The sequence below is a fragment of the Limnoglobus sp. genome (assembly GCF_059499385.1).
The window spans coordinates 69398-93071 of sequence record NZ_JCABYM010000009.1; the positions used below are offsets into that span (position 1 = coordinate 69398).

General features: G+C 67.2%; 19 protein-coding genes. 5 read left to right on the plus strand and 14 right to left on the minus strand.

The genetic code is table 11. The features are described 5' to 3' along the window. Positions 1-4: 4 nt before the first annotated feature. The 8 genes from AC5JJ2_RS01200 to nusB all read right to left on the minus strand — a co-directional run bounded on the left by AC5JJ2_RS01200 (position 5) and on the right by nusB (position 9566). Positions 5-3592 carry a serine/threonine-protein kinase gene (locus AC5JJ2_RS01200; RefSeq protein ID WP_495856137.1) on the minus strand — a complete coding sequence of 1196 codons (3588 nt, stop codon included), beginning with the start codon at positions 3590-3592 and terminating at the stop codon, positions 5-7. 282 nt (positions 3593-3874) lie between these two features. After that, entirely contained in the window at positions 3875-5674 is a 1800-nt protein-coding gene (locus tag AC5JJ2_RS01205) for a 30S ribosomal protein S1 (protein WP_495856138.1), read from the minus strand. Between the two features lie 169 nt (positions 5675-5843). Further along, positions 5844-6302 (minus strand): aspartate 1-decarboxylase, encoded by a 459-nt coding sequence (panD, locus tag AC5JJ2_RS01210; protein ID WP_495856139.1) that lies wholly within the window; start codon positions 6300-6302, stop codon positions 5844-5846. Positions 6303-6417: 115 nt separating this feature from the next. Continuing rightward, positions 6418-6831: an FHA domain-containing protein gene (locus AC5JJ2_RS01215; protein WP_495856140.1), complete on the minus strand. Its 414-nt coding sequence runs from the start codon at positions 6829-6831 to the stop codon at positions 6418-6420. A 124-nt stretch (positions 6832-6955) separates the two neighbouring features. Continuing rightward, positions 6956-7237: a hypothetical protein gene (locus tag AC5JJ2_RS01220; protein WP_495856141.1), complete on the minus strand. Its 282-nt coding sequence runs from the start codon at positions 7235-7237 to the stop codon at positions 6956-6958. Between the two features lie 201 nt (positions 7238-7438). Continuing rightward, positions 7439-8047 (minus strand): hypothetical protein, encoded by a 609-nt coding sequence (locus AC5JJ2_RS01225; protein ID WP_495856142.1) that lies wholly within the window; start codon positions 8045-8047, stop codon positions 7439-7441. A gap of 149 nt (positions 8048-8196) precedes the next feature. Next, complete coding sequence (locus AC5JJ2_RS01230) at positions 8197-9120, minus strand: PHP domain-containing protein (protein WP_495856143.1); 924 nt, start codon at positions 9118-9120, stop codon at positions 8197-8199. Then, complete coding sequence (gene nusB / locus AC5JJ2_RS01235) at positions 9120-9566, minus strand: transcription antitermination factor NusB (RefSeq protein ID WP_495856144.1); 447 nt, start codon at positions 9564-9566, stop codon at positions 9120-9122. The genes AC5JJ2_RS01230 and nusB overlap by 1 nt, the downstream gene beginning before the upstream one ends. Positions 9567-9655: 89 nt before the next feature. On the opposite strand from nusB, the gene AC5JJ2_RS01240 reads away from it, so the two are divergent. After that, a complete protein-coding gene (locus AC5JJ2_RS01240; protein WP_495856145.1) occupies positions 9656-10648 on the plus strand; it encodes a C-terminal binding protein in 993 nt (330 codons plus the stop codon). A 127-nt stretch (positions 10649-10775) separates the two neighbouring features. Here the strand turns inward: AC5JJ2_RS01240 and AC5JJ2_RS01245 are convergent, their stop codons facing one another. Further along, the gene (locus AC5JJ2_RS01245; RefSeq protein WP_495856146.1) at positions 10776-11912 is read right to left on the minus strand and encodes a glycosyltransferase; all 1137 of its coding nucleotides are present in this window, start codon (positions 11910-11912) and stop codon (positions 10776-10778) included. 367 nt (positions 11913-12279) lie between these two features. Between AC5JJ2_RS01245 and AC5JJ2_RS01250 the strand changes: the two genes are divergently transcribed. After that, positions 12280-13038 (plus strand): PP2C family protein-serine/threonine phosphatase, encoded by a 759-nt coding sequence (locus AC5JJ2_RS01250; RefSeq protein WP_495856147.1) that lies wholly within the window; start codon positions 12280-12282, stop codon positions 13036-13038. A gap of 52 nt (positions 13039-13090) precedes the next feature. Here AC5JJ2_RS01250 and AC5JJ2_RS01255 read toward each other — a convergent pair whose 3' ends face one another. Then, positions 13091-14155 carry an MBL fold metallo-hydrolase gene (locus AC5JJ2_RS01255; RefSeq protein WP_495856148.1) on the minus strand — a complete coding sequence of 355 codons (1065 nt, stop codon included), beginning with the start codon at positions 14153-14155 and terminating at the stop codon, positions 13091-13093. 230 nt (positions 14156-14385) lie between these two features. Between AC5JJ2_RS01255 and AC5JJ2_RS01260 the strand changes: the two genes are divergently transcribed. Next, positions 14386-14922, plus strand: coding sequence for a hypothetical protein (locus tag AC5JJ2_RS01260; RefSeq protein WP_495856149.1), 537 nt, complete (start codon positions 14386-14388; stop codon positions 14920-14922). A 75-nt stretch (positions 14923-14997) separates the two neighbouring features. Here the strand turns inward: AC5JJ2_RS01260 and AC5JJ2_RS01265 are convergent, their stop codons facing one another. Then, positions 14998-16032: a TolB family protein gene (locus tag AC5JJ2_RS01265; RefSeq protein ID WP_495856150.1), complete on the minus strand. Its 1035-nt coding sequence runs from the start codon at positions 16030-16032 to the stop codon at positions 14998-15000. A gap of 77 nt (positions 16033-16109) precedes the next feature. On the opposite strand from AC5JJ2_RS01265, the gene AC5JJ2_RS01270 reads away from it, so the two are divergent. Then, positions 16110-16418, plus strand: a complete 309-nt coding sequence (locus AC5JJ2_RS01270) for an HNH endonuclease (RefSeq protein ID WP_495856151.1) — start codon at positions 16110-16112, stop codon at positions 16416-16418. A gap of 65 nt (positions 16419-16483) precedes the next feature. Beyond that, on the plus strand, positions 16484-17362 hold the full coding sequence (locus AC5JJ2_RS01275; RefSeq protein WP_495856152.1) for a DUF1559 domain-containing protein: 879 nt from the start codon (positions 16484-16486) through the stop codon (positions 17360-17362). Between the two features lie 125 nt (positions 17363-17487). Here the strand turns inward: AC5JJ2_RS01275 and AC5JJ2_RS01280 are convergent, their stop codons facing one another. The 3 genes from AC5JJ2_RS01280 to AC5JJ2_RS01290 form a co-directional block, all read right to left on the minus strand. Continuing rightward, on the minus strand, positions 17488-18462 hold the full coding sequence (locus tag AC5JJ2_RS01280) for a prenyltransferase/squalene oxidase repeat-containing protein (protein ID WP_495856153.1): 975 nt from the start codon (positions 18460-18462) through the stop codon (positions 17488-17490). A 14-nt stretch (positions 18463-18476) separates the two neighbouring features. Continuing rightward, positions 18477-21608, minus strand: coding sequence for a hypothetical protein (locus AC5JJ2_RS01285; protein WP_495856154.1), 3132 nt, complete (start codon positions 21606-21608; stop codon positions 18477-18479). Positions 21609-21793: 185 nt separating this feature from the next. Further along, positions 21794-23671 carry a hypothetical protein gene (locus AC5JJ2_RS01290; protein ID WP_495856155.1) on the minus strand — a complete coding sequence of 626 codons (1878 nt, stop codon included), beginning with the start codon at positions 23669-23671 and terminating at the stop codon, positions 21794-21796. Positions 23672-23674 lie beyond the last annotated feature (3 nt).

The window sequence follows — 23674 nt, forward strand, 5'->3', positions numbered from 1 at the left end:
GCGGTTACTTTTCTTCGACCGGCTTCGGCAGCTTCGTCACGTCCGCGCCGGCGTCGGTGGTCCGCCACGTCGTGAGGTCGGCGGATTCCACCTCGGCCTTCACGTCCTCCGGCTTGACCGTCCGGAGGCGACTCGACGTTAGGCTGGCCGCGTACCGCACGCGGCCGGTCCGCCCGGTTTCGCCGGTGAACCGCAGCCACTTCTCCACGTCCCACTCCGTCGAGCGGCCGGTCGATGCGGACCGCAACTCGACGAGCGGGTCGAAGTTCCCGTAGACGTTCGCGTTGTCGCCGCGCCAGACGAGCGAACTGCCGGGTTCAGCCGTCGCGTCCGCGTCGGCAAAGAGCAGCATCGCGGACAGGCTCCGCCGCCGGGTGCTAGACGCGAGCAGGCTCCGTTCGCACGTCACGTCGAGGCCGAGGACGCGGCCGGCCCCGCCGCGGAGTTCCATCAGGTGGCCGGTCGTCGCGGCCGTCACGTTCCGCCACCGGACCGCGGCCCGCGACATCGACACGTCCCGGAGGGCAGCGTCCGCGGACAGGACGGCACCATCGAGGGCGAACGCGCAGTTCTCAACCGTCCAGTCGAACGGCCGCGGCGACCTGACCGTCACGCCCTTGCCGCGGCCGCGGACGAACGTGTTTTCCATCCGCAGCTTCGGCAGCGCCGGGTCGCTCGCGCCGACCTTCATCTCGCGGGTCGGCTCCGACAGCACGACGACGGAAACCGCGTCGTCGTCCTTCTCCTCCAGCGTGACCGTGCAGTTCTTGAAGGTGCAGGTCGTGCCGCCGGCCATCGTGACGACCGCCGCCCGCCCGCCGAGTTGTACGTGGACGCCGGAGAACGTGAGTTCGCCGTCCACGAGCGGGAAGAGGCTGGCGTCCGGCCTACGGACCGTGTCCTCGGACGCAACCAAGATCGGAGTGAACCCATCGAAAGGCGCGATCGTCGCCCGCAGCGTCTTCTCCGCCAGCAGCGAGACCGGCACGCGGCCGTTCTGTGCGACGAGCAGCGTCTCGCCCGGTTTCAGGTCCTCGAACGCCTTCGCGACGGTCGGGTAGACCCGCGACTCGGCGTCCTCCGGCGTCGCGTCCGGGTGGACGACGCGCTGCCCCGCCTTCGGCGTCACCGGCAGCGCCGGGCGGCCGGGCGGCCATCCGCCGCCGTAGATCGGCTTCGACCCGTCCGCCTGGTGCATCCGCAGGCCGAGGACGTGCGGCGGGCCGCTCGCCCGCAGCCGCTTCTCGTTCAGGTTCAGCACGAACGCGGACCACGGGTTCGCCGTCGTCAGCAGCGGCCGCGGGTCGGCGACGGCCCACGGCGGGTTCGCGAGTTGGATCGGCCGCGGGTCGCTCGGCGGGGCCGTCACGCGAAAGTAGGCGTTCGCCGGCTGCCCGTCGGCGGTCAGCAGGTGGAAGGCGTCGAGCGTTTGCTCGGACCGCAACACGACGGGCAACGTGCCCTTCATGTCCATCCCCGGCATCATAAACTTCTCGTCCGGCACGCTCGTGTCGGCGAACACGCACGCCGCGAGGGACACCGGGCAGGTCGCGCGCGGGTCGGCGGTGATGGCGGCCCCGCCGCGGTCGAACATGAACGTGCAGGACGCGAACCGCAGCGCCGGCTCCTTCGGCGGCGACGGCGGCGGGTCGTCCTCGTCGCCGACCCACACGACGGCCGACTGGTGCGGGCCGAACCCGACCTCGGAGACGGTCGCGTCCGTCCCTTCGAGTAACCGGAGGCCGACGCCCTGCAACCCGATGTCCACCAGCGAGTTCTTCAGGACGAACGTGGTGGGACGGGCCGTGTCGTACCCCACGGCGAGGCCGACGATCCGGTTGCGGCGGGATTCCGGCGTCGTGCGGATCAGGCAATTCTCGACCTCGGCCCGGCCGACGTTCTCGAACAGCACGCCGACCGGGTCGTCGTCCGGCTGCTCGTCGAGCGCGAGGCGGTCCACGATCTGAACTTCCACGCCGCGCAGCGTAACCCGGCCCACGTCCCGGAACGTGATCGTGCCCGGCCGCGTGCCCTTCTCCGCCGGCGGACTCGCCGCGAGCCTCAGAACGGGGCGAACGCCGTCGGTCCGGTCCGCGGGGAACGGTTCGGGTTCGATGACGACTTCCTTGCCGGTGACGAGGATGCCGTCGTTCAAAGTCGTGAGGTCGTAGACCGCGCCGGGTCGGAGTTGGACGAGCGCCTTCCCCCCCTGCTTGACGAGGCTCTCGGCGAGTCCGCGGGCGTCGGCGACGCGGCCCGTCCGCACCTCCGGGTTGGTCGCGTTGCCATTCCCGACCGGCGGCGCAGGCGGATCGCCCTTCTGCGGCGGCGGCTCTTGCCACGGGGCGACGGAGGCGTTCGGCGTCGGCCCGGCGAGGCTCACGTACAGGATCGCGGCCACGGCCAGGACGGCGAACGTGAACAGCCAGGCGAGCGTCAGCCGCGGCGGGACGGGGGCGTGCGGGGCCGCGAACTGCGACGACGGCTGTGGGAACGGGACGACGCCGCTCTTCACGACCGCGTCCGGGCCGAGTAACATCGTCAAGTCGGTCGCGAGGTCGGCCGGGCTTTGATACCGGTAGTCCGGCTTCTTCGCCATCATCTTCGCTAGCACCATCGCCAACCCGTCCGGCACGGCCGGGTTCAGGTCGCGGGGGTCGGTCGGGCTTTCGTTCTCGTGGGCGTACAGTTTCTTCGCCGCCGTCCCCTCCGGGACTGGCGGTCGACCGGTGAGGGCGTGGTAAAAGGCGCAGCCCAGTGAGTAAATGTCGCTGCGGATGTCCGCCCGCCGCGGGTCGAGCGCCTGCTCCGGCGAGATGTAGTCGAACGTGCCGAGGGTGACCCCGGACTGCGTGACGCCGCCGTTGACGCTGTGCCCGTCCAGGTGGCGGGCCAGCCCCATGTCCACGATCTTCGCCTTCCCGTCCGGCGTGATCAGGATGTTCGACGGCTTGATGTCCCGATGGATCACCCCGCGGTCGGCGGCGTGGGCGAGGCCGGAGGAGAGTTGCAGCAGGTAGTGAATGGCGTCCGTTGCCGAAAGGCGGCCGGCCCGGTCGATCCGCTGGCGGAGGTTCTCCCCCTCGACGAACTCGAACGCGATGAAGTGGAGGTTGCGGTCCTCGCCGCAGAAGTAAACCCGCGCGATGTTCTCGTGGTCGAGTTTCGCCGCGGCGCGGGCTTCGAGCTTGAACCGCGTGACCGCCTCGCTATCGCGGGCCGTCGCCGGAGGCAGAATCTTCAGCGCGACGATGCGGCCGAGGTCCACGTCGCGAGCCTTGATCACGGTCGCCATGCCGCCCGCGCCGATGGCCTCCATCAGCTCGAAGTTGCCGAGCCGCGAACCGGGCGTCAGCGCCGGAACCTGCAACTCGTTCGGGCTGGCGGTGATGACGGTCGGGAAGTCGTCCGTGTTGTTCGGGCCGTCCTCGGCCAACAGGTCGGGCGTCGCGGAGACGGCCGTGAGGCGGACGAGGGAACTGTTCTTCAGGTTGAGGGTGGTCGCCTTGTTGGGTGTGTTCGCCCGGCCGCTCGAACCGGGTTGCGGCTCGTCGGGTGGGCGGTTCGGATCGCGTTCCGGCGGCGTGTGCATTCCGATGACACCACGGCCGCGGGCCACCCCGCGACGATTTCGGAAAAGATCGCCCGATCCGTTCGGGCAAAGACGTTCCTCGACGCACCTCGGTAGGGGATGTGAGCTTTGTTTCTCTCGAACCGTGCGGAGGAACCGCTCCTGATTGATTGATGACGTGCTGAGAGTATAGCCTGTGGCCCGGCCGTTTGTCAATTCGGGCAAGGCGGTGAAGTTGCGTAGGGGGAAAGAAAAACGACGGGCCGAACGGCCCGTCGTCGAAGGTTTTCGTGACCGGAAAACTTACTCCTCCGCGTCGCCACCCTGGCCCGGCAGTTGGAACAGCGGGCCGGCCGACCCGGTGCCGCCGCGGAGGTCCTTCTTGCCTTCCGGCTTCCCGCCGCTGCTCGGCTTGTTGTCCCCGCCCATGAGTTCCTCGGGCAGGTCGTCCGGCACGGTCGGGTCGTCCACGTTCTTCATGCTCAGGCCGATCTTCCGGTCCTTCGTATCGACGCGGAGGACCTTCACGTCCACCTCGTCGCCGACCTTCACGACCTCCTCCGGCGACTCGATCTTGTTCTCGCTCAGCTCGCTGATGTGCAGCAACCCTTCGAGGCCCGGTTCGAGTTCGACGAAGACGCCGAAGTTCGTGAGCTTCGTGATCTTCCCCTTGACCTTCTGGCCGGGGCGGAACCGGTCGGGGATGTCCCCCTCCCACGGGTCCTTGCCCATCTGCTTGAGGCCGAGGGCGACCCGCTTCCGCTCCTGGTCCACGCTGAGGACGACGCAGGTGACCTTTTGGCCCTTCTGCACGACCTCGCTCGGGTTGGACACCTTACGCACGTAGCTCATGTCGCTGACGTGCAGGAGGCCGTCGATCCCCTCCTCGATCTCGATGAACGCGCCGTAGTTCGTCAGGTTGCGGACGACGCCGGACACCTGCATCCCGGTCGGGTACTTCTTCGCCACCTCGTCCCACGGGTTCTGCTGGCACTGCTTCATGCCGAGCGAGATTTCCTTCTTGTCGTGGTTGATCTTGAGGACCTGGACCTCGACCTTGTCGCCGATGCTCAGGACCTCGTTCGGGTGGCTGATCCGCTTCGTCCACGACATCTCACTGATGTGAACGAGGCCCTCGATGCCCGGCTCCAGCTTCACGAACGCGCCGTAGGGCATGATGTTAACGACTTCGCCTTGGTGCTTGCTGTTCTCCGGGTACTTGGCCTCGATGTCCTGCCACGGGGACGGCGTCTTGTGCTTGAGCGACAGCGCGATCTTCTGCCGCTCCTTGTCGATGTGCAGGATGTAAACTTCGAGTTCCTGCTCGATCTTCACCACGTCGTGCGGGTTGGTGACGCGGTGCCAGCCCATGTCCGTGATGTGCAGCAGGCCGTCGATGCCGCCGAGGTCCACGAACGCGCCGAACTCGGCGATGTTCTTGACGATCCCCTTGCGGACCTGCTTCTCCTGCAGCTCCGACATGAGCTTGTCGCGTTGGACCGTGCGGCGGTCCTCGATCAGCTTGCGGCGGCTGACCACGATGTTCCGCCGCTGCTCGTCGATCTTGAGGATCGTACACTCGATCGTCTGGTCGATGTACAGGCCGATGTCCGGCGGCCGGCGGATGTCCACCTGGCTCGCGGGCAGGAAGACGTTGACGCCGATGTTGACGAGCAGCCCGCCCTTGATCTTCTTGAGCACCTTGCCGGAGACGACGTCGCCTTCCTTATGCTTGGCAAGAACGTCGTTCCACTCCTTCTGCCGCTTCGCCTTGCGGTAGGAGAGGGAGATCGTGCCGTTCTCGTCCTCGACCGTTTCCAGGAGGACTTCGACCTGGTCGCCGACCTTCGGGTAGTTGGCCGCGTCCGTCCCCTCTTCCCGCCACTCGTCGATGCGGATCAGCCCCTCGGACTTGTAACCGATGTCGATGACGACATCTTCGCCGCGAATCTCGACGACCTTGCCGGTGACGATCTTGTTCGCCTCGTAGTCCTTGTCGGACTGCTTGATCCACTCCGCGATTTCGTTCTCGAAGACGCTCTCGAGTTGTTCTTCGGCTTCCATCGGCGCGTCGTACTGACGCATCAAGTTACGATTGACCATAGTGATGAGGGAGACGGCGGCCCGGCCGCGGGTTCGCGGGACCGAGCTGGCGACCAACGGGGAAATAGGAATCGACCACCGGCGGGCCGCGCGGCCCGCACCGTCGGGGGTTGAGTGGAAATTCTAGTGAAATGTCCGGTTCGGCAACAGTCGAACCGTCGGAACGCCCTTATTGAGCGGGTTTCCCCGCCTTCTTCCGGGGTTTCTTCTGTCGGGCCGGGAAGTCCGGCGACCCGTTCGTCTCGGCCGGGGTCGGGAGGCTATCCACCGGGGGTGCGGTCACGGTCGGCTTGTTTTGGTCGTCGACGAACACGACGACCGGCTTGTACTTCTTGGCGTCCTTCGTCTTCAACTCCGTGAACGTGGCGATGATGACGAGGTCGCCCTTCTTGACGAGGTGCGCCCCGCCGCCGTTCACCTGCATGACGCCGCTGCCCCGCTCCCCGGCGAGGGCGTAGGTCGTCAGCCGCTGGCCGTTCGTCACGTCCCAGACGTGAATCTGCTCGTTCGGCAGGATGTCGGCCGCGTCGAGCAGGTCGGCGTCGATCGACAGGCTGCCCTCGTAATCGACGTTCGTGTCCGTGACCGTGGCCCGGTGGATCTTCGACTTCAGCATGGTTCGACGCATGACGACACCCGAGGACTTGATTTCCTCCCATCTTACGAAGTGCGGCGAACCGGCGGAAACGAGGCCGGCCTGGTTTCGGGCGAAACCAGGCCCCCAAGAGGCGCACGAAAAGCGGTCAGTCGTCGTCCCGTTGGCCCCGCGGCTTCGCCAGCCCGGCCTTCTCCATGAGCGATTGCGCGAAAACGTCTTCGACCTGGTCGCCGGTGTTCTCGATGAACTCCGCGGCCGTGGCCGTCAGGTGGTACTGTATCCGGAACTCGTGCTTCGAGATGCTCACGAGGTCGTTCGGCTTGAGCAGCTTGTTCGTGCTAATCCGCTCGCCGTTGACCTTCGTGCCGTTCTGGCTCCGCAGGTCGCGGACGTACCAGACGCCGGCCTTGAAGGTGAACTCGCAGTGCTGGCCGGACACGTTCGAGAAGTCGAGGGCGATGTCGTTCGACTTCCGCCGGCCGACGGTCATGACCTCGCGGTTCAGCACGATGGCGTCGCCGCCGCCGATGGGAACCAGTTCCCCGAGTTGTTGCGCCATGTTGTTCGACCCACGACGTATAGGGGGCGAGAAACTTCTTCCAATATATCGTGGGACCGGGGCGGAAAAATGCAAATCCGGAACGGGGCGCGGGCGGGGTTTCGGCCCCGCCCGCGGGCGTTGCTTACCGACCGGGGGCCGGGAAGTACGGGTTGGCCGGGGCGGCCGTCGGCGGGGCGTAGTACGCCCCTTGCAGCGGGGCCGGGGTCATGAAGTGGGCGTTGTACGGCCAGTACAGGTACCACGGGGCGGCCTGGAACGCGGGGAGCGGCTTCTTGTCGAGCAGCTTCGCGAAGAACCCCTGGCGGACTTGTTGGTTCGGGACGGCGCTGAACGGGCCGCCCGCGGCGGACGCGGACCCGGCGAACGCGGCCAGCAGGCCGACCGACAGAATGAGCTTCTTCATGTTTGTCCTCTCGGCGGTTTCGATCCATCGAAACATGGCGCACTCCCTGCGAGCGCGCCGAGATGGTCTGACCTACTACTCTTCCCGATGATTTCCGTTTTGCCAGCGAGGGCGAAGAAAACGCGCCGCGCCGCGGTGGCCAGTTGCCGGTCGAATCGGAGGCGTGTGCTTTCTCGTCCCGACCGGCGAACCTTACCGGCGTTACTTCGTTTGCCCCGTGAGCACGCCCGTGGTGGTCGGCGGGAGGGAAACGACCGCTCCGCCTTGAGCCGGCGTCGCTAGGGCGACGTGTCCGGTCGCGCACCCGCCGCTCGCGCATCCGGCAGAACCGTCACAACCGGCGACGCCGCACCCGGCCCCGTGCTTGCCGCACTTCCCGAGGCTCAGCCCGCCGCCGCACTTGTTAGCCAACGGGTTGACGCGGTGGAAGACGTTCTTCAGCGTGCTGACGGCGTACTGGCCCCAACCGCCGCCGCCCAGCCCGTGCTTGCCGCACTGGCCCTGCGGGGCGTTGTACTGCAGGTTCGCGGTCCAGGGGCCGTACGGCTCGAACGGGTAGTAGCCGGAGTACGGGCCGTAGTTGTACAGCGGGCCGTGGAAGTGGATGCGGCTGAGGAAGCCCATGCAGAACCCGCCGCAGCCGAACGGCGGGAAGTGCGGGTGGGCCGGGCCGCCGGCGAACACGGCCGGGATCGTCCCACCGGCGTAGCAGTTGCCGCCGGCGAGGCCGTTGCACTGAGCCTGGGCGGACTTGGCGTCGATCAGCAGTGCGGGAAGTGCGAGCAGAGCCGCGAGGAGCAGGCGCTTCATCGGGTGCGTCCTATGCACGAGGTTCGAGCGGACGGGGCCGACCTCCGGCCGTCCGTGGACGGGGAATTCTTCCCGCTAAACGGCCGTTCGCAACCGATTCCCGCGAGTTATCCGACCCGATTCCCGACGGGAGATGCGGTAGGCGAAGGCTAACCGCGCACCCTGGCAGAGAGGGTTCCGTCGGCCCGACTGGTGCATCTCGTGAGACCGGCCGACCGGCGCAACCGGGACAGGTCGTCGATTGAAACCGTTCGACTCCCGACGCGGCTGTCGGGGCCGTGGCAATCGCTACCGCCGGAACTGCCGAGGCCGAGTTCGCCGGCCCACCGCCGTAGTTCGAGCGTCCGCGTGTAGGTCGCCGCCGGGAACGCGACCTCCACGGCATCGAGGCCGAGGTCGCGGAGCTGGACGAGTTCATCGAACGTCATCTCCGCCGACGGGTGGGCCAAACTCGTGACGCCTCCGGCGGCGTGAACGCGGGCGATCACTTCTGAAATCGCGACCTCCCGCAACTTCGGAACGTGGGCAGCGAGCGGGATGAGGAATCGGCGGAATGCGTCGTGCCGACTGCGGACGTGCCCAGTGGCCATCAATAGGTCCGCGAGGTGTCGTCGGCCGAGGCTCGGCGATCGGGCACGGACGGCATCGACCGCCGGGGTCGGGATCGCCCTCCCCTGCCCCGCTAGGCGGTCGAGGTAGGTTTGAAATCGCGTCCTACGGCAACTTTGGAGGTGTTCGAGCATTCCCTGGAACGCCGCGTCTTCCTCGGTGAAGTAGGCCAGAAGATGGTAGTCGCGGTTGCCCTGATGGGTGGTAATCTCGACGCCGGGCACGATCTCGATGCCGTACCCGTTCTCGCGACAGGCCGCACGAGCGAGGGCCACGCCCGCGGTCGTGTCGTGGTCGGTGATCGCGACGGCCTTCAGCCGGGCTTGCGCCGCGAACGCGACGATCTGAGATGCGGTGTAGTCGCCGTCGCTCGCGGACGTGTGGACGTGTAGATCGACGACATCCGGCCGGGCCAGCGCCGCCGCTTGCCGACACAGCGCCGTGAACGGCTGGCGGCGGGGCATCACTCCACCGGCGCGACGGCGGCGGGCTTCGCGGCGTTGTGCCGCTTCACGATCTTGTCGAGGATGCCGTTGACGAACCCCGGCGAGTCGGCCGACCCGAACCGGCGGGCCAGCTCGATCACCTCGTCGATGGCCACCGCCGGCGGCGTCGGCTCGGCGGCGTGCAGCATCTCGTAGGTCCCGATCCGCAACAGGTTGCGGTCCACCGGCAGCATCCGGTGGATCCGCCAGTTGTCGGCCGTCGCCGCGATGCTCTTGTCGATCTCGGCCTGGTGGTTAACCACTTCGTCGTAGATGGTCAGGCAGAACGACACGGCCTCGCGGTCGTCGCGGAGGCGGTCCTTCGCGAACCGCTCGATGGCGGGCCGGCCGACGGGCTTCGGGTTCTGGTCCTTCTGAAACAACAATTGCAGCGCCACTTCGCGGGCGCGGGACCGGCGAGTCATACGGTCACGTCCTCATTTTCACTTTCCCAGTAGTGTATCGAAACGGCCGGCCGACGTTCTAAAACGACACCCCTCCCGAGGACCGAGTGATGCCCCGCTTCCGCGTCGCGATCGCCGACTTCATCAACGACGACCTCGCCACCGAGAAGGCCGCCCTCGGCGACATCGCCGACGTGATCGCCTACGACGCGGCTTCGGAAGACGACCTCGCCGGCAAGATCGAGTCGGCCGACGCCGTGATGCTCTACCACAACATCGCGCTGACCGCGAAGACGGTCGGCCGGCTCACGAACTGCAAGCTCATCGTCCGGTGCGGCGTCGGGTTCGACAACGTGGACCGGAAGCTGGCCCGCGAGCGGGGCATTCCCGTGGCGAACGTGCCGGACTACGGCACGGAGGAAGTCGCGGACTCGGCCGTCGGCATGATGCTCGCGCTGACCCGCGGCATCAACCTCTACAACAACCGGCTGCAACGGAACGACGGGCCGTGGTCGTACACGCAGGCCGGCCACCTGCTCCGGCTCCGCGGTCGGGTGTTCGCGATCCTCGGCCTCGGCCGGATCGGGATCGCCGCGGCGGAACGGGCGAAGGCGTTCGGCATGAGCGTCATCTTCTTTGACCCGTACCAGCCGGACGGCATTGACAAGGCCATCGGCGTCCGGCGGGTCGAGACGCTGGAGGAGTTGTTGGAATCGGCGTTCGTCCTTAGTCCGCACTGCCCGCTGACGCCGGAGACGCGGCACATCGTCAACGCGAAGGCGGTCGCGCGGATGCCGAAGGGTTCGTACCTCGTGAACACGTCCCGCGGGGACGTGGTGGACCTGGCGTGCATCCCGGACGCGCTCGCGTCCGGTCAGCTCGCCGGCGCGGCCATCGACGTGCTGCCGCACGAGCCGCCGCCGGCGGACCACCCGCTACTCGTCGCGTGGCGCGACCCGAAGCACCCGGCCCACGACCGGCTGATCGTGAACCCGCACGCGGCGTTCTACTCGGAGGAGGGGCTGAACGACATCCGCGTGAAGGGTTCCGCCGCGTGCCGCCGGGCGCTGCTCGGCCAGCCGCTGCGGAACGTGGTGAATTGAGCGGCCGACTTCCGAAGTCCGGCTTCGACTTCGGAAGTCGATGCGGAAGAGTGGCGTCTGCGGTCACGACGAAGGCCGGCGCGACGATCGACTTCCGAAGTCGAAGCCGGACTTCGGAAGTCGGGGCCTACGCCGCCCTTCGCACCAATTCGATTCCGCCGCGGGTTACCCGCTCGACGTACCCGAATAACTCGTCCTCGTACCGGCCGGCGTTGAACGGAAGCGCGTTCCGGCGCGCCGCCCGCGGGTCGAATCGGTCAGCGATCCGCTCGAACCGCTCGATGCCGTCGATGACGGATTCGACCGTTTGCTCCTCGAAGAACACGCCGGTCGCGTCGCCGCCGTTGCCGCCACGAATCGTTTCCGTGCTCCCGCCGCGGCCGAACGCGACGACCGGGCAGCCGCACGCCTGCGCCTCGACCGGCACGATGCCGAAGTCCTCTTCCGCCGGGAACAGCACCGCCTTCGCCCGCCGGTAGTGGTCGCGGATGATCTCCTCCGGCTGCCAGCCGAGGAACCGCACCGTCGGCCCGGCGAGGCGGCGGAGCTTCTTCTCGTCCTGCCCCGTGCCGATCACCACGAGCTTCTTCCCCAGTAGGGTGCAAGCCTCGACCGCCAAGTCGAACCGCTTGTACGGCGCGAACGCCGAGACGATGAAGTAGAAGTCTTCCCGCCTCGCCTCCGACGGCGTGTAGAAGTCGGTGTCCGCCGGCGGGTAGATGACGACGCTGTCGCGGTCGTAGCAGTCCCGGATGCGCCGCTGGATCGTCCGGCTGATCGCGACGAAGTGCGTCACGCGGTCGGCGGTCCGCCGGTCCCACTCCCGGAGGCGGCCGAGCAACTGTTCGACCGCGGCCGTCTTCAGGTTCGCGAACCGCCCGTTTCGGAAGTAGGCGTCCCGCATGTGCCAGGCGTACCGCATCGGGCTGAAGCAGTAGCTGACATGCGGCACCCCCGGCGGGGGGACCGCCGCCTTCGCGACGCAGTGGCTGAAGCTCAGCACGAGGTCGCAGTCCGGGATCCGCCAGTTCGCGGCCGCCGGGAACGCCGGGAGCAGGTAGCGGTAGTACCGGTGGACGCCGGGCAGCCGGTCGAGTGCACTCGACCGCGGCCGCAGCCGCTCGATCGCCCGCGACACCGACCCGCGGCGGTGGAACAGCGTGAACAGCGTCGCGTCCGGCCACCGCTGGCAAGCCGGCTCGAGGCACTTCTCGCCGCCGCGCATCCCGGTCAGCCAGTCGTGGACGAGAACGACGCGATTCATGGCGCTCCCCTGGCGTAAGTCGCCCGCGATGGTAATCGGTAACGGTCGAATCCGGGAAGCCGAACCGGGCGGCGGGATTTGTCGATTATTCCGACAAGGCGAGATACGATATTTCAACGCCCGGCCGTCGATCTCGTCCGCCGACGTTTGGCCCGAAACGGCCCGCGAGAGTTGCGTAAGGTGTGTTATCGTTGTAAGTTGAAGGGAATTCGTCCGGGACCGCGAACGGCGTCATTACCTTGACATGGGGCCGAAATCCCTAGATGTTATCATCACGCAACGCGCGTAAGCCCCGGCCGAGCCGGATCACGACCGATCGCACCCGTCATTCCCGGACCGGCCGCAGTTGCTGAGAAGCGAGGACGACATGGCGTTTACCCTTTCCATCGGCAAGTGCAGCCTGCTGGGCAACTACCGCGAGAACAACGAAGACTCGATTGACGTGAAGCAGTTCCCGGACATGATCGTGTCCGTGGTGGCCGACGGCATGGGCGGGCAGGCGGCCGGCGAGATCGCCAGCAAGCGGGCCATCGAGATCATCCCCCGCGAACTCCGCAAGAACCTCACCGCCCACCTGAACGGCGAGGGCGTGAAGTCGGTCACCCGCCGGGCCATCGCCCAGGCGAACGAAGAAATCATGGCGATGGGCGCGCTCGACAAAGACATGAAGAACATGGGCACGACCGTCGTCATGGCCATCTGGCGGAAGGGCAGCGAGCTGTTCATCACCGGCGTCGGCGACAGCCGGTGCTACATGATCCGCAGCAAGAAGATTCAGCAACTCACGGTCGATCACTCCCTGGCCCGCGCCCTCGTCGAGGCGAAGACGATCTCCGAAGCCGAGGCGAAGGACCACCGGTTCAAGAACGTGCTGTGGAAGTACCTCGGATCGAAGGAAGTCGGCGACGGGCCGGACGTGATTAACGTCCAAATCCAGGCCGGCGACCGGTTCCTGCTCTGCACCGACGGGCTGACCGGGGCCGTGAACGACGACCAACTCGCCAGCTTCATCGCGCAGCAGACCGACATGCAGGCGTGTGCGGAAGCGCTCGGCCAGTTGGCGCTCGACTCCGGCTCCCGCGACAACGTGTCGTGCGTGATGATCGAAGTCCAGGAAACGAACTGACGATCCGCTCAAATCGAAGCGGCCGGGAGGCTCCTCCCGGCCGCTTTCGTTTCTACTCCGTCCGCTCGCGGAGAACCGTCGGCAGGTCCGCAACCCGCGTCCGGCGGTCGATGTAGTCCGCCGGGGCCGGCGTCGCGCCCAGCCGCTCGTGGTCGATCTTGCCGGTCAGTTCCTCGTAGACGTGCTTCACGTTGTCCTTGTTGTCCTTCGCCGCCACGCCGGTCCACTCCTTGTACCACGGCAGGTCCAGCCCGTCCGTGATGTCCGCGAGCGACTTCTTCGCGTCGATCCCCTTCTGCACCTCGGCCCGCATCTCCGCGAAGTACCGCTTCTGGGTCGCGAGCAGTTCCTTCCCCGTCGGCTTCCCGTGGCCGGGGCAGACGATCTCCACGTCGAGCTTCTCCATTTTCTCCAGCGACTTCACCCACGACGCCGAGTTGGAGTGGCCCATGAAGTTGAACGACCCGTTCACGCACGCGTCCCCGGTGCAGAGAATCTTGTGCTTCGGCAGGTACGCGACGGCGTCCCCGCTCGTGTGGCTGTGGCCGAAGTGGTGGAACTCGACCCGCTGCGTGCCGTCGTCCAGCACGTACGTGTCGTCGAACGGGATGTCCACCTGCTTGAGCGTACTCTCCCGCACGTCCTTGCGGCCCTTCGCCTGGTCTTCCCACTGCTTCGGGCCGTTCACCTTCAACAGCCGGGCGGCGTTCGTGTGCGCGACGATCTGCGCCCCCTCCTTCGCCCACACGCTGTTGCCGTAGGCGTGGTCGCCGTGGTGGTGCGTGTCGAGGACGTACTTGATCGGCAGCTTCGTCGTCTTCTTGATGTCCGCGATCACGTCGGCCGCCTCTTTCGGGAAGTTCGCGTCGATGACGACGACGTACTCCTTGAAGACGACCCAGGTGTGGTTCGAGCCGCCGAACGGGATCGCCTTGTCGGTCGCGCTGATCGACGAGTACCGGAAGAAGACGCCGGGGGCGAGTTCCTTCACGTCGTTGAACTTCATGTCCGGGACGGCGGCCTTCTTGTCCGCCCCGTCGGTCGTGGGGTTCGAGAGGAAGACGGCGGCCGCGAACGCGGCGGCGACGGCCCCGGCCAGAGCAACACGGCGTAGCATCGGAGGTTCCTACTGGTGGGAGGTGGACTTCGCGAGGATAGCCGATCCGCCGGCCCGTCGCAACCGTCGGAATGGCGAGAACCGTCGGGATCGGACCGTCGTAGAAAAAATGACGGCAAGCAAAAGATTCCGCGCTTCGATCTTGACGGTGGGCGGTTGATTTCGTATCGACCTGACCCAAGAATTGCATAAACCTCTCGCGTCATCTTCCGTCCCTGGAGGGTTCCGCCATGTGGGAGCCAGCCCCGGACCATCCGCTCCGCCGGATGTTCGCCGGGTTCACCGAGCACGCCTTCTTCACCCGCTTCGGCCTCGCCGACCCGCCGCTCGTCGATTACCTCTCTTCGCTACTGACGCGGTTCGTCCACGCGGACGACATCTACCGCCTCCGCGACGGCCACGGCCGGCCGATTACCGAGGTCGCCGCGATGCTGACCGAGGCCGACGGGCTGCCGGAGGGCGGCCGCACCCGCCGCGAGTACTTCCGGCACATCGGCGACGTGAGCCTGTTTTGGACCGGCCTGTTCCCGGAGGCGATCGAGCGCGACCGGACCGGCTGGGGTCAACACGCCGTCCTGAACTACACGACGTTCGGCAAGCGGTCGTACCTGATCGCCAGCCGGTTCGAGGGCGAGAGGTATTCCGACGAAGCGCCGGTGCTGAAGCGGCTGAGCGAGCAGTTCGAGCTGTGCGCGACCGGCCTGCGGGAAGTCCGCCGCGAGTGGGAGGAAGCCGACGGGCCGCACGACGGGCGGATCATTCAGTGACCGCTATATAGCCGCCGGCTTGCCGGCGGGGTTTTGGGCGTCGCGAAACCCCGCCGGCAAGCCGGCGGCTATCTATCACTTCGTCGGCATGACGAAGTCCGCGATCCATAGCTGCGTCGGCGAGCGGCCGTCGCGGCTGCTCGTCCACATCACCTTCGCGTAGTCCGGGCTGAACACCGGCAGCACGTCCTGCCCCGGCGCGTGCGTGATCCGCGTGGTCGCCCCCGTCTCGATGTTCATCCAGTACAGGTCGTAGTTCGGCCGCTTCGTCTCGTCGCCGTGGTCCGCGGCCGTGTAGATGATGTGCTTGCCGTCCTTGTACCAGTACGGTGCCCAGTAAACCCATTTGTCGTTGTCCGTCAGCGCTTTCTCGCCGGAGCCGTCCGCGTTGACGACGTACAGTTGCAGCCGGTCCTTCTCCTTGCGGTCCGACCGGAAGATCACCTTCGTCCCGTCCGGGCTGAAGAACGGGCCGCCGTTATAGCAGTTGAGCGCGGTCGTGATCGCCTTCGCCCCCGTTCCGTCCGCGTTCATGACGTAAATCTGCACGTTCCCCGCGGACCCGGAGCTGTAGACGATCCGCTTCCCGTCCGCCGAGTAGCTGCCCTCGGCCGTGTAGACCTTCGCGGTCGGCGTTAGGCACTTGAGGTCCGACCCGTCCGGGTTCGCCTCGTAGATCTTCATGTGCGGGTCGAAGTCCCACGAGTACCGCCGCCGCTTGCCGGCCTTCGCTTCTTCCTCCCGCTGCCGGTATTCCGCGGCCTGGTGCTTGTCCGTCTCCGGGTCCTCGTGGCTGGACGCGAAGATGACCCGCTTGCCGTCCGGCCGGAAGTAGGCGCACGTCGTCCGCCCGTTGCCGGGGCTGATCCGCCGGAACGACCCGGTGTCCAGGTCCTGCACGAAGATTTGGTAGAACGGATTCCCGGTCCCCTTCTCTTCCGCCTGGTAGATGACCTTCTTGCCGTCCGGCGAGAAGTACCCCTCCCCGGCCCGGACGAACCCGGTCGTGACCGGCTTGATGTCCTTCAGGTACTGCCCCTCGGCGGCAACCCAGTCGGCGGGGTCGGCCGACGGCGCGAGCAGGGCGAGGGTGAGCGTCAACGGCAGCATGAGGTTTCCTCGGTGCGAACCAACGGGCCGACGGTTAGTCTATAATCGCACGTCAACCGCGTGAGGGGCCGCCGCCGATGTGGGACGAGAACGAGCCGCTGCCGATCCCGTGCGGGCTGTGCCTCCGGGGGTTCGACCGCGACGGCCTGACGAAGCACCACCTCCTGCCGAAGTCCCGCGGCGGCAAGGAGGAGCACGTCGAGTTGCTGTGTTCGCAGTGCCACGGCATGGTCCACGCCACGTTCACGAACAGGACGCTCGCCGTCGGCTACACGACCATCGACGAGTTGCGGACCTGCCCGGAACTCGCCCCGTTCATCAAGTGGGTGCGGAAGCAGCCGCCGGGGCGGAAGAAGCGGAACAAGGCCCGGCGGCGGAAGCTGTAGCGGAAAGTACGTTCCCACCGGTCCCGCGGCCGGGTAAGCTAGGGGGACATCGCGAGGGACCCGCCATGTCGCGCCGCCCGGCCTTCACCCTGATCGAGCTGCTGGTCGTCATCGCCATCATCGCCATCCTCATTGGTCTACTACTCCCGGCCGTGCAGAAGGTCCGCGACGCCGCCGCGCGGGGGAGTTGCCAGAACAACCTAAAGCAGATCACGCTCGCCCTGCACCAGTGCCACGACGTGAACGGGAAGTTCCCGGCGACGATGTACAACGCCCCGGCCAGCAAGCGGTCGTGGGTCCCGGAGATGCTCGCGTTCATGGAGCAGGAGAACGTCTACCGCCGCTACCGGTTCGACCGCCCGTGGGACCACGCCGACAACCAGCCGGCGACGAGCGCGACCGTCCCGAACTTCCTCTGCCCCGCGTCGCCGACCGGCCGAAACCAGGTCGAGGGGAGCAACACCTACGGCATCGCCGACTACACGGCCGTGTACGACGTGGACCCCGGCCTGATCGCGACCGGGCTTCTCTCGCCGTGGACCGGCGACCCGCGGAGCGCGATGCCGGTGGACACCGGCGGCCGCATCCTGGATATCACGGACGGCACGACGAACACGCTCCTCGTCGTGGAAGTGGCCGGGCGGCCGGACATTTTCATCAACGGCCGCCGCTCCGACTCCGCGACCTCCGTGCCGAGTTGGGCGGCGTACAACGGGACGTACCCGATTAACCTCGACGGCTGGCTGGCCGACGGGTCCGGCCCGTGGGGGCCGTGTGCCGTGAACTGTGCGAACATCCACGAAATCTATTCGTTCCACATCGGCGGGGCGAACATCTCGTTCGCCGACGGCAGCGTGCGCTTCGTGCGGGCGACGGTGGAGAGCAAGATAATGGCCGCGCTGGTCACGCGGGCCGGGTACGAGACGTATGCGAGTACGGATTGACCCGACTTCCGAAGTCCGGCTTCGACTTCGGAAGTCGATCCCCCGCGAGGTGTTTCGCAGAGTCGGCAGATGCCCCCTGTTCCGCCTCGACTTCCGAAGTCGAAGCCGGACTTCGGAAGTCTGAGTTACCGCTGGTAAATCGGCAGGTAGTCCGACGGGACGCTGAGGATCAGCACGGCGATGGCCGTCTGGTACGCGGCCCCGTTGTGCTGCTCCATCCGCTCCAGCCACTCGCCGGACGCCCGCTGGCGGGACAGGAGCGTGTCCTTCATCCGGGCGTAGTAGTCCTCCCACTTCTTGCCGCCGACCTGGTGGAATGCGTGGGCCGCGTAGTAGTGGCCGTACCAGTAGTGCTGGCGGTCGTTCTCCTCCCGCTCCATGTACTTGACGGCCGCCTCGATCTGCTCGGCCTCGTACTCGCCGCCGAGCTGCAGCACGCACACCCCGGCCGCGGTCCGGGCGTACCCGGCCCCGGACGAGTACGGCATGTACTTGTACCCGCCGGACCGCCGGTCGTGGCACTTGTCGATGTACTTCAGCGCGTTCTTGATCGTCTGGTCGGGGACGTGCAGCCCGCTGTCCTTCGCCCCGCGGAGGGCCATGACCTGCATGATCGTCACCGAGATGTCCGCCCCGGTCGGGCTGGGGTCGTACCGCCACCCGCCCTCGGTGTTCTGCGACTTCACGATCAGGTCCACGGCCTTCTTGAGCACCTTCTTCACCTCCTCGTCGCCGGTCATGCCGTAGACCTGGGTGAGGGCGAGGGTGGCCATGCCGTGGCAGTACATGTTGCCGCCGCCGCGGCCGGCGAGGTAGCCGTCCTCCTTCGCCTCGGCGAGCAGGTGGCGGACGGCCTTCGCGACCTCCGGGGCGTACAGCCCCTGGTTCGGGACGTGCCCGTTGGCCATGAACGCGAGCAGGGCGAACGACGTGATCGCGGTGTTGCCCCACTTGCCGTCGCGGTCCTGGTGGTCCTTCAGCCAGACGAGGGCCTTGTCGATCGCCTTCTTCGTGGCGTCGTCGATCTTCACCTTCTCCTCGGCCCGCGCGGGGGCGAGGAGGAGGGTGATGGTCAAAGTTGAAAGAAGAAACCGTCTCATGGAACGATCCTCGGTTACGGCTTCTTCTCTTCCGGCTTTGCTGGGGCGGGCGGCGTCTTCGCCTGCGGCTTGCCGGCGTTCTTGATGTTGATGTTGTACTGCTTCAGCTTCTCGCGGAACTCGGCCGGGAACGCGGCCTCGGCGTTCTGCTGGACCTTGTCCCGCTCCTTCTTCTGGAGGTTGATGAAGCTGCCGTCGCCGTCCTTCGCGACGCCGCTCGACTGGGCGTTCTTCATCTGCCCCGGCCCCTGCCGGTCGCCCTCGCCGCGGTTCTGGTTGTTCTCCTGGTTGTTCTGCCCCTGCTTGCCCTGCTGCCCCGGTTGCTGGCCGGGCTGTTGCCCCTGGCCGGGTTGTTGGCCCGGCTGCTGACCCTGCTGGCCTTGCTGCCCTTGTTGGCCGGGCTGCTGGCTGGGTTGCCCCTGGGCCTGCATCGGCTGGCCGGGCTGCGCCCCCTGCTGGCCCATCTGCTGCGCGGCCTGATTGAGCTGCTGGAGCGCCTCCCCGAGTTGCTGCGCGGCCTGTTGTTGCGACTGCCCGGCGTTCATCGGCTGACCCTGGCCGAGTTGTTGCGCGGCCTGATTCAACTGTTGGGCGGCCTGGTTCAACTGCTGCTGGACGGCCATCGGTGCGGTCGCCTGGGCCTGATTGAGTGCCGCCTGCGCCGCCTGGTTCGCCATAGCCGACTGTTGAAGGGCCTCGGTCGCGTCCTTTACCTGCTGCTGCGTCTTCGCGAGTTGGCCGTTGTTCATTGGCTGCCCGGCCATCGGCTGGCCTTCGCCCTTCATCGGCTGCCCTTCCCCTTTCATGGGTTGGCCCTCGCCCTTCATCGGCTGGCCGGGCATCGGTTGCCCTTCGCCCTTCATTGGCTCGCCGGCCATCGGCTCGCCCTTCGCCGCCTCGTTCAGCTTCTCCAAAGCCTTCTGCTGCTCTTGGAGCGCCTTCGGGATGTCGCCTTGCTCCAGCGCCTTCGCCGCGTCGTCGGCGTTCTTCGCGGCCTCTTGCTGGTTCATCTTCTGCGCCTGCTCGGCGATCTGCTTCTGCTGTTGGGCCAGGTTCTGGGCCTGCTGGTTCATCGGCTGTTGAAGCTGCTCGGCGGCCTTCTTCGCCTGCTCGGACGCCTTGTTCGTCTGCTCGATGGCCTTCGCGAGTTGCTGGGCCGCGTCCATCGGGCTGACCTGGTTCGGCTGGAGCGCGGCCTGGTCCGCGATCTCCTTCGCCTTCAGCTCGTCGGCCTTCTTCTGGAGGGCCTCCTGCGCCTCCTGCAGCTTCTTGGCGGACTCGTTCGCGTTGTTCGCCGCAGGCATCGGCTTGGACTGGTTCAAGTCCTGCTTCGCCGCGTCCATCTTTTGCGCGGCCTCGTCGATCTTCCTCGCCGCGTCCGGGGCGGCGTCCTTCACCTGCTGGCCCAAGTCCTTCGTCGGCGGCGTGAGCTGCTCCTGCTTCTTCGCCAGTTCGTCGGCCTTCGCCTTGTCCGCGTCCGGCGTCGCCTTCGCGTCCTCGGCCAGCTTCTTCTCCTGCTTCGTCAACTCTTCGAGCTTCTTCTGCGCGTCGTCGAGCTTCGCCAGGTCCTCCCGGCGCTTCTCGATCTCCTTCGCCTTGTCCTCGAGCGCCTTCTTCGCGGCCTCCAGCGCCTTCAGCGTCTCGTCCTGCTTCGGCTGCGCCGCGTTTTTGTCCTTGTTCGCGAGGTCGGTGGCCGCCTTGTTCGCCTCGTCCGCGGCCTTCCTCAGGGCGTCGGTCGCCTCCTTCTTGTCGGGCAGCGGCAGGTTCTTCAACTCGTCCGCCTTCTTCGCGACCTCCTTCTGCGACTCGGCGACCTTGTTCAAGTTCTCCGGCTTCTTCTCATTCTTCGTCTCCTCCTTCACCTTCTTCTGTTCTTGAATCAGCTTCTCGACCAACTCCGCGGCCTTCTTGGTGGCCGCAAGCGCGTCCGACTTCTCTTTCTCGGCGGCCGCGATCTGCTTGTCGAGTTCCTCGCGGGCCTCCTTCAACCGCTCGGCCGCGTTCTCCTCCGGCGGGATCGCCTTCTCGGCGCTCTCCGTCTGGCGGAGTTCGTCCTGCGCCCGCTTCATCTCGGACTCGGCCGGGGACAGCTTCGCGGCGGCCTCCTTCGCGAGGTCTTCGAGCGACTTCCGAACCTCCCGCGTGTCGAACTCGATCTTCGCCTGCTGGTCGGCGAGCCGGTGGGCCTCGACCTTCCGCGGGTCGGCGGCGTTCCGCTCGTACCGGTCCGGCTCCCGCTTGCGCTGTTCCGGCGTCTTCGCCTTTTCCGTCTCGGCCTTGAGCGCCAGCTCCGCCTGAAGCATCTTCTCGACCTTGTCTCGGGCCTCCTTCATCGCGGCGATCTTGTCCCGCGGCGTGCGGAGGGCGGCGGCGATCGACTGCAAGTCCTTCGACACCTTCAGCTGCTTCTCGGCGGCGGTCGTGAACTGGCCGTTGTTCAACTGGCCGGCCGCGCCGGCCATGTCCACGCCGAGCCGCGCCCCGCGGCCGTGAACGTCCGCGGCGTCGAGCCGCTGCTTCTGTTCCGGCGTCAGCGTCGGCCGGAGTTCCGCGAGCTGCTTGATGACGTTAATCAACTCGTTGTGAACGTCCCCCTGGCTGTCGGCCTGCTCCTCGCGGTCGTCCTTCACGAACCGTCCCGGCCGGGACGCGACCGGCTTGAAGTTCTCCGCCTGGACGGCCCGCAGGTGCAGGCCGTGCTGGTCCTTCGCCATCTTGTCGATGCGGGCGGCGGCTTGGTCGAGCGACTTGAGGATGTCGAGCTTGTTGACGAGGCCGCGGAGGGTGGTGACGATCTGCCGGTGCTTCTGGTACGCCTCGCGCTGCTCCGTCGAGGCGGCCGTCTCGTCCGGGGCCTTCATCGCGTTGTCGAGGTGCTTGAGGACGGCCTTCACCTGGTCCTGGCTCAACCCCTTGAGCGACGTGGCGACCTCGTCGAGCATCTTCTGCTCGGTCCCGGCGTCGAGCTTCTGGTACCGCATGGCCCGGAGCGTCGTCGTGATCCGGCGGGCGGTCTGCTCGATCTCGGCGGCGACCTTCTTCTGCTGCTCCCGCTGGGCGGCCGCGGACGGTTCCGGGGTCGCGGCGACGGCCGGGAGGGCGAAGCCCGCGAGCAGCGTGGACAGCACGAGACGGCGGATCGACATGGCAAGCGCTCCAGGGCGGGTCATTCCAGTATTGGGCCTTTTCCGGAATCCTGCAACTAAGAAATTAGGTCATGGCAACAACGAACCGCATGGGGCTAGCCCCTATATAGCCGCCGGCTTGCCGGCGGGGTTTTGCGACGCCCCAAACTCCGCCGGCAAGCCGGCGGCTAAATAGTCGGCGTTCGTCACGGCCGCTTGAACGGGTTGTTCCCGCCCGGCACGGCGTCGCGGCCGAAGACGCCCCGCTGCCGCTCCTCCAGCTGGCGGAGCCGCTCGGCGCTCTGGTGCCGCTGGCGGTTCCAGTCCTCCCACATCGCCTGCGTGACCACGGCCTTGATCCGCGACTCGGACCGGCCGGGGACGCGCCGCGGGTCCGGGTTGCGGTCGTGGACGGCCACGTGGAATTCAACCCGGTCGCCGACCTCGAGTTTCGTTTCCCGGCCGTTCGCGACCTTCTTCAGGGCGGCCGTCTCGAAGTTGTACCGGCCGCCCGCCTCCAGCCCCGGCGGGTCGGCTTCGAGGTCCGCCGACGGGAACCGGTAGAACTCGACCTGGCCGTACTCGCCGGAGTTCTCGAACACGCCGAGGTCCGGCAGGAACTTGCCGAGCTTCTCCGGGTCGGCGACGGTCGGCCGCAGCGGGAGCGGCGTCCACGCCTCGGTGTCGTTGACGCGGTACATGATGAACGCCCGGTCCAGGCCGAGCGGCGAACGGGCCGTGAAACCGATCTGCACGCGGCCGCCGAGGACCAGCGGCATCCCGGTCACCTCGAAGTCGTCGAGCGGGCCGACCTCGCGGGGGTCCTTCAAAACTTCGGGCAGCAGGTTCACCCGCGGCGGGTCGTCCGCCCCGACGCTGATGCCGCGGCGGGGCGGGTTCAGGTTCGCGAAGTCGTTGTCGTCGGTCACGACCACCCGGTACGCGACCGCCCTCGCCGGGATGTCGCCGACGACGCCCGCGGTCAGCCGGTCGTCGCTGAGCGTCATGGCGAGCGGCTGGCCGACCGGTTCCTCGGCCCCGACCGCGGACCGGGCGAGCATCACCACCTTCGCGGCCTTTATCGGCTTCGTACACGTCGCCTCGACCCGCAGGCCGCAGCCGGGCAGCGCCGTCACCTCGCCCTGCGGCTGGCTGCGCTCGTACCGCCGCTTCCCGTCCGGGTCCACGTACAGCGGCAGTTGCAACCACGCGCTCACTTCCTTCACCACCGGCCGCGGCTCGAACCGGACGGACGCGACGGACCGCGTGCGGCCGTCGTGCAGCCACGCCTTGAACGTGAACGGCACGGACGACGGCGGGTACTCCGTCGCGAACACGGCCGAACCGTCGTCGAGGCGTTCAGAGAACTTCAACTCGTACCGCTCGGTCGGCTGGCCCTCCGGCGTCACGGCGACGGAACCGACGGACTGCTCGGTGAACTTCCCGGTCACCTTGAACGTCAGCCGCACCGCGTCGCCGCTCGGCCAGAGTTCGGCCGTCGTGTTCGCGAGCGCCACGGACCGCGGGATGTCCACCGGCAACAGCGCCTGCCGCGCGAGCAACGCGAACATGAGCTTCGCGTTGAACGCCAGCATCAGTAGGAAGAAGACCGCGAACGGCGCGAGTAGGTACGCGGCCTGCTTGAGCCGGTGCGTCTCGGCGAGCCGCTTCAGGTCGTACCGGGCGGAGAGGGCGGACGCCTCACGGGTCACGTCCTCGATGAGCTGCGGCGACATGCCGAACGTCTTCGCCGTCGGCCGGTTGAGCTGCAACGCCGTCACGAGCCGGTGGCCGAACTCCGGGTGCGCGTCCTCCGCCTTCCCGGCCAGCACGTCCAACGACGGCACGCGGAGGCGGAACAGGAACCACACGCCCGCGGCCGCGTACAGTGCGAGCTGGCCGAACGTAAGGATGATGCGAAGCCACGTCGGGGTGTCGCGGAACCGGTCGATCGTCCAGTCGAGCAGGCACGCGGCCGTCAGCCCGCCGCCGACCACGGCCAGCCACCGCGCGAGGCCCCACGCGAAGCGGTACGCCCGCTCCCGCCGCTGCCAGCCCCTCAGTTGACGCACCAGTTGGTCCATGTC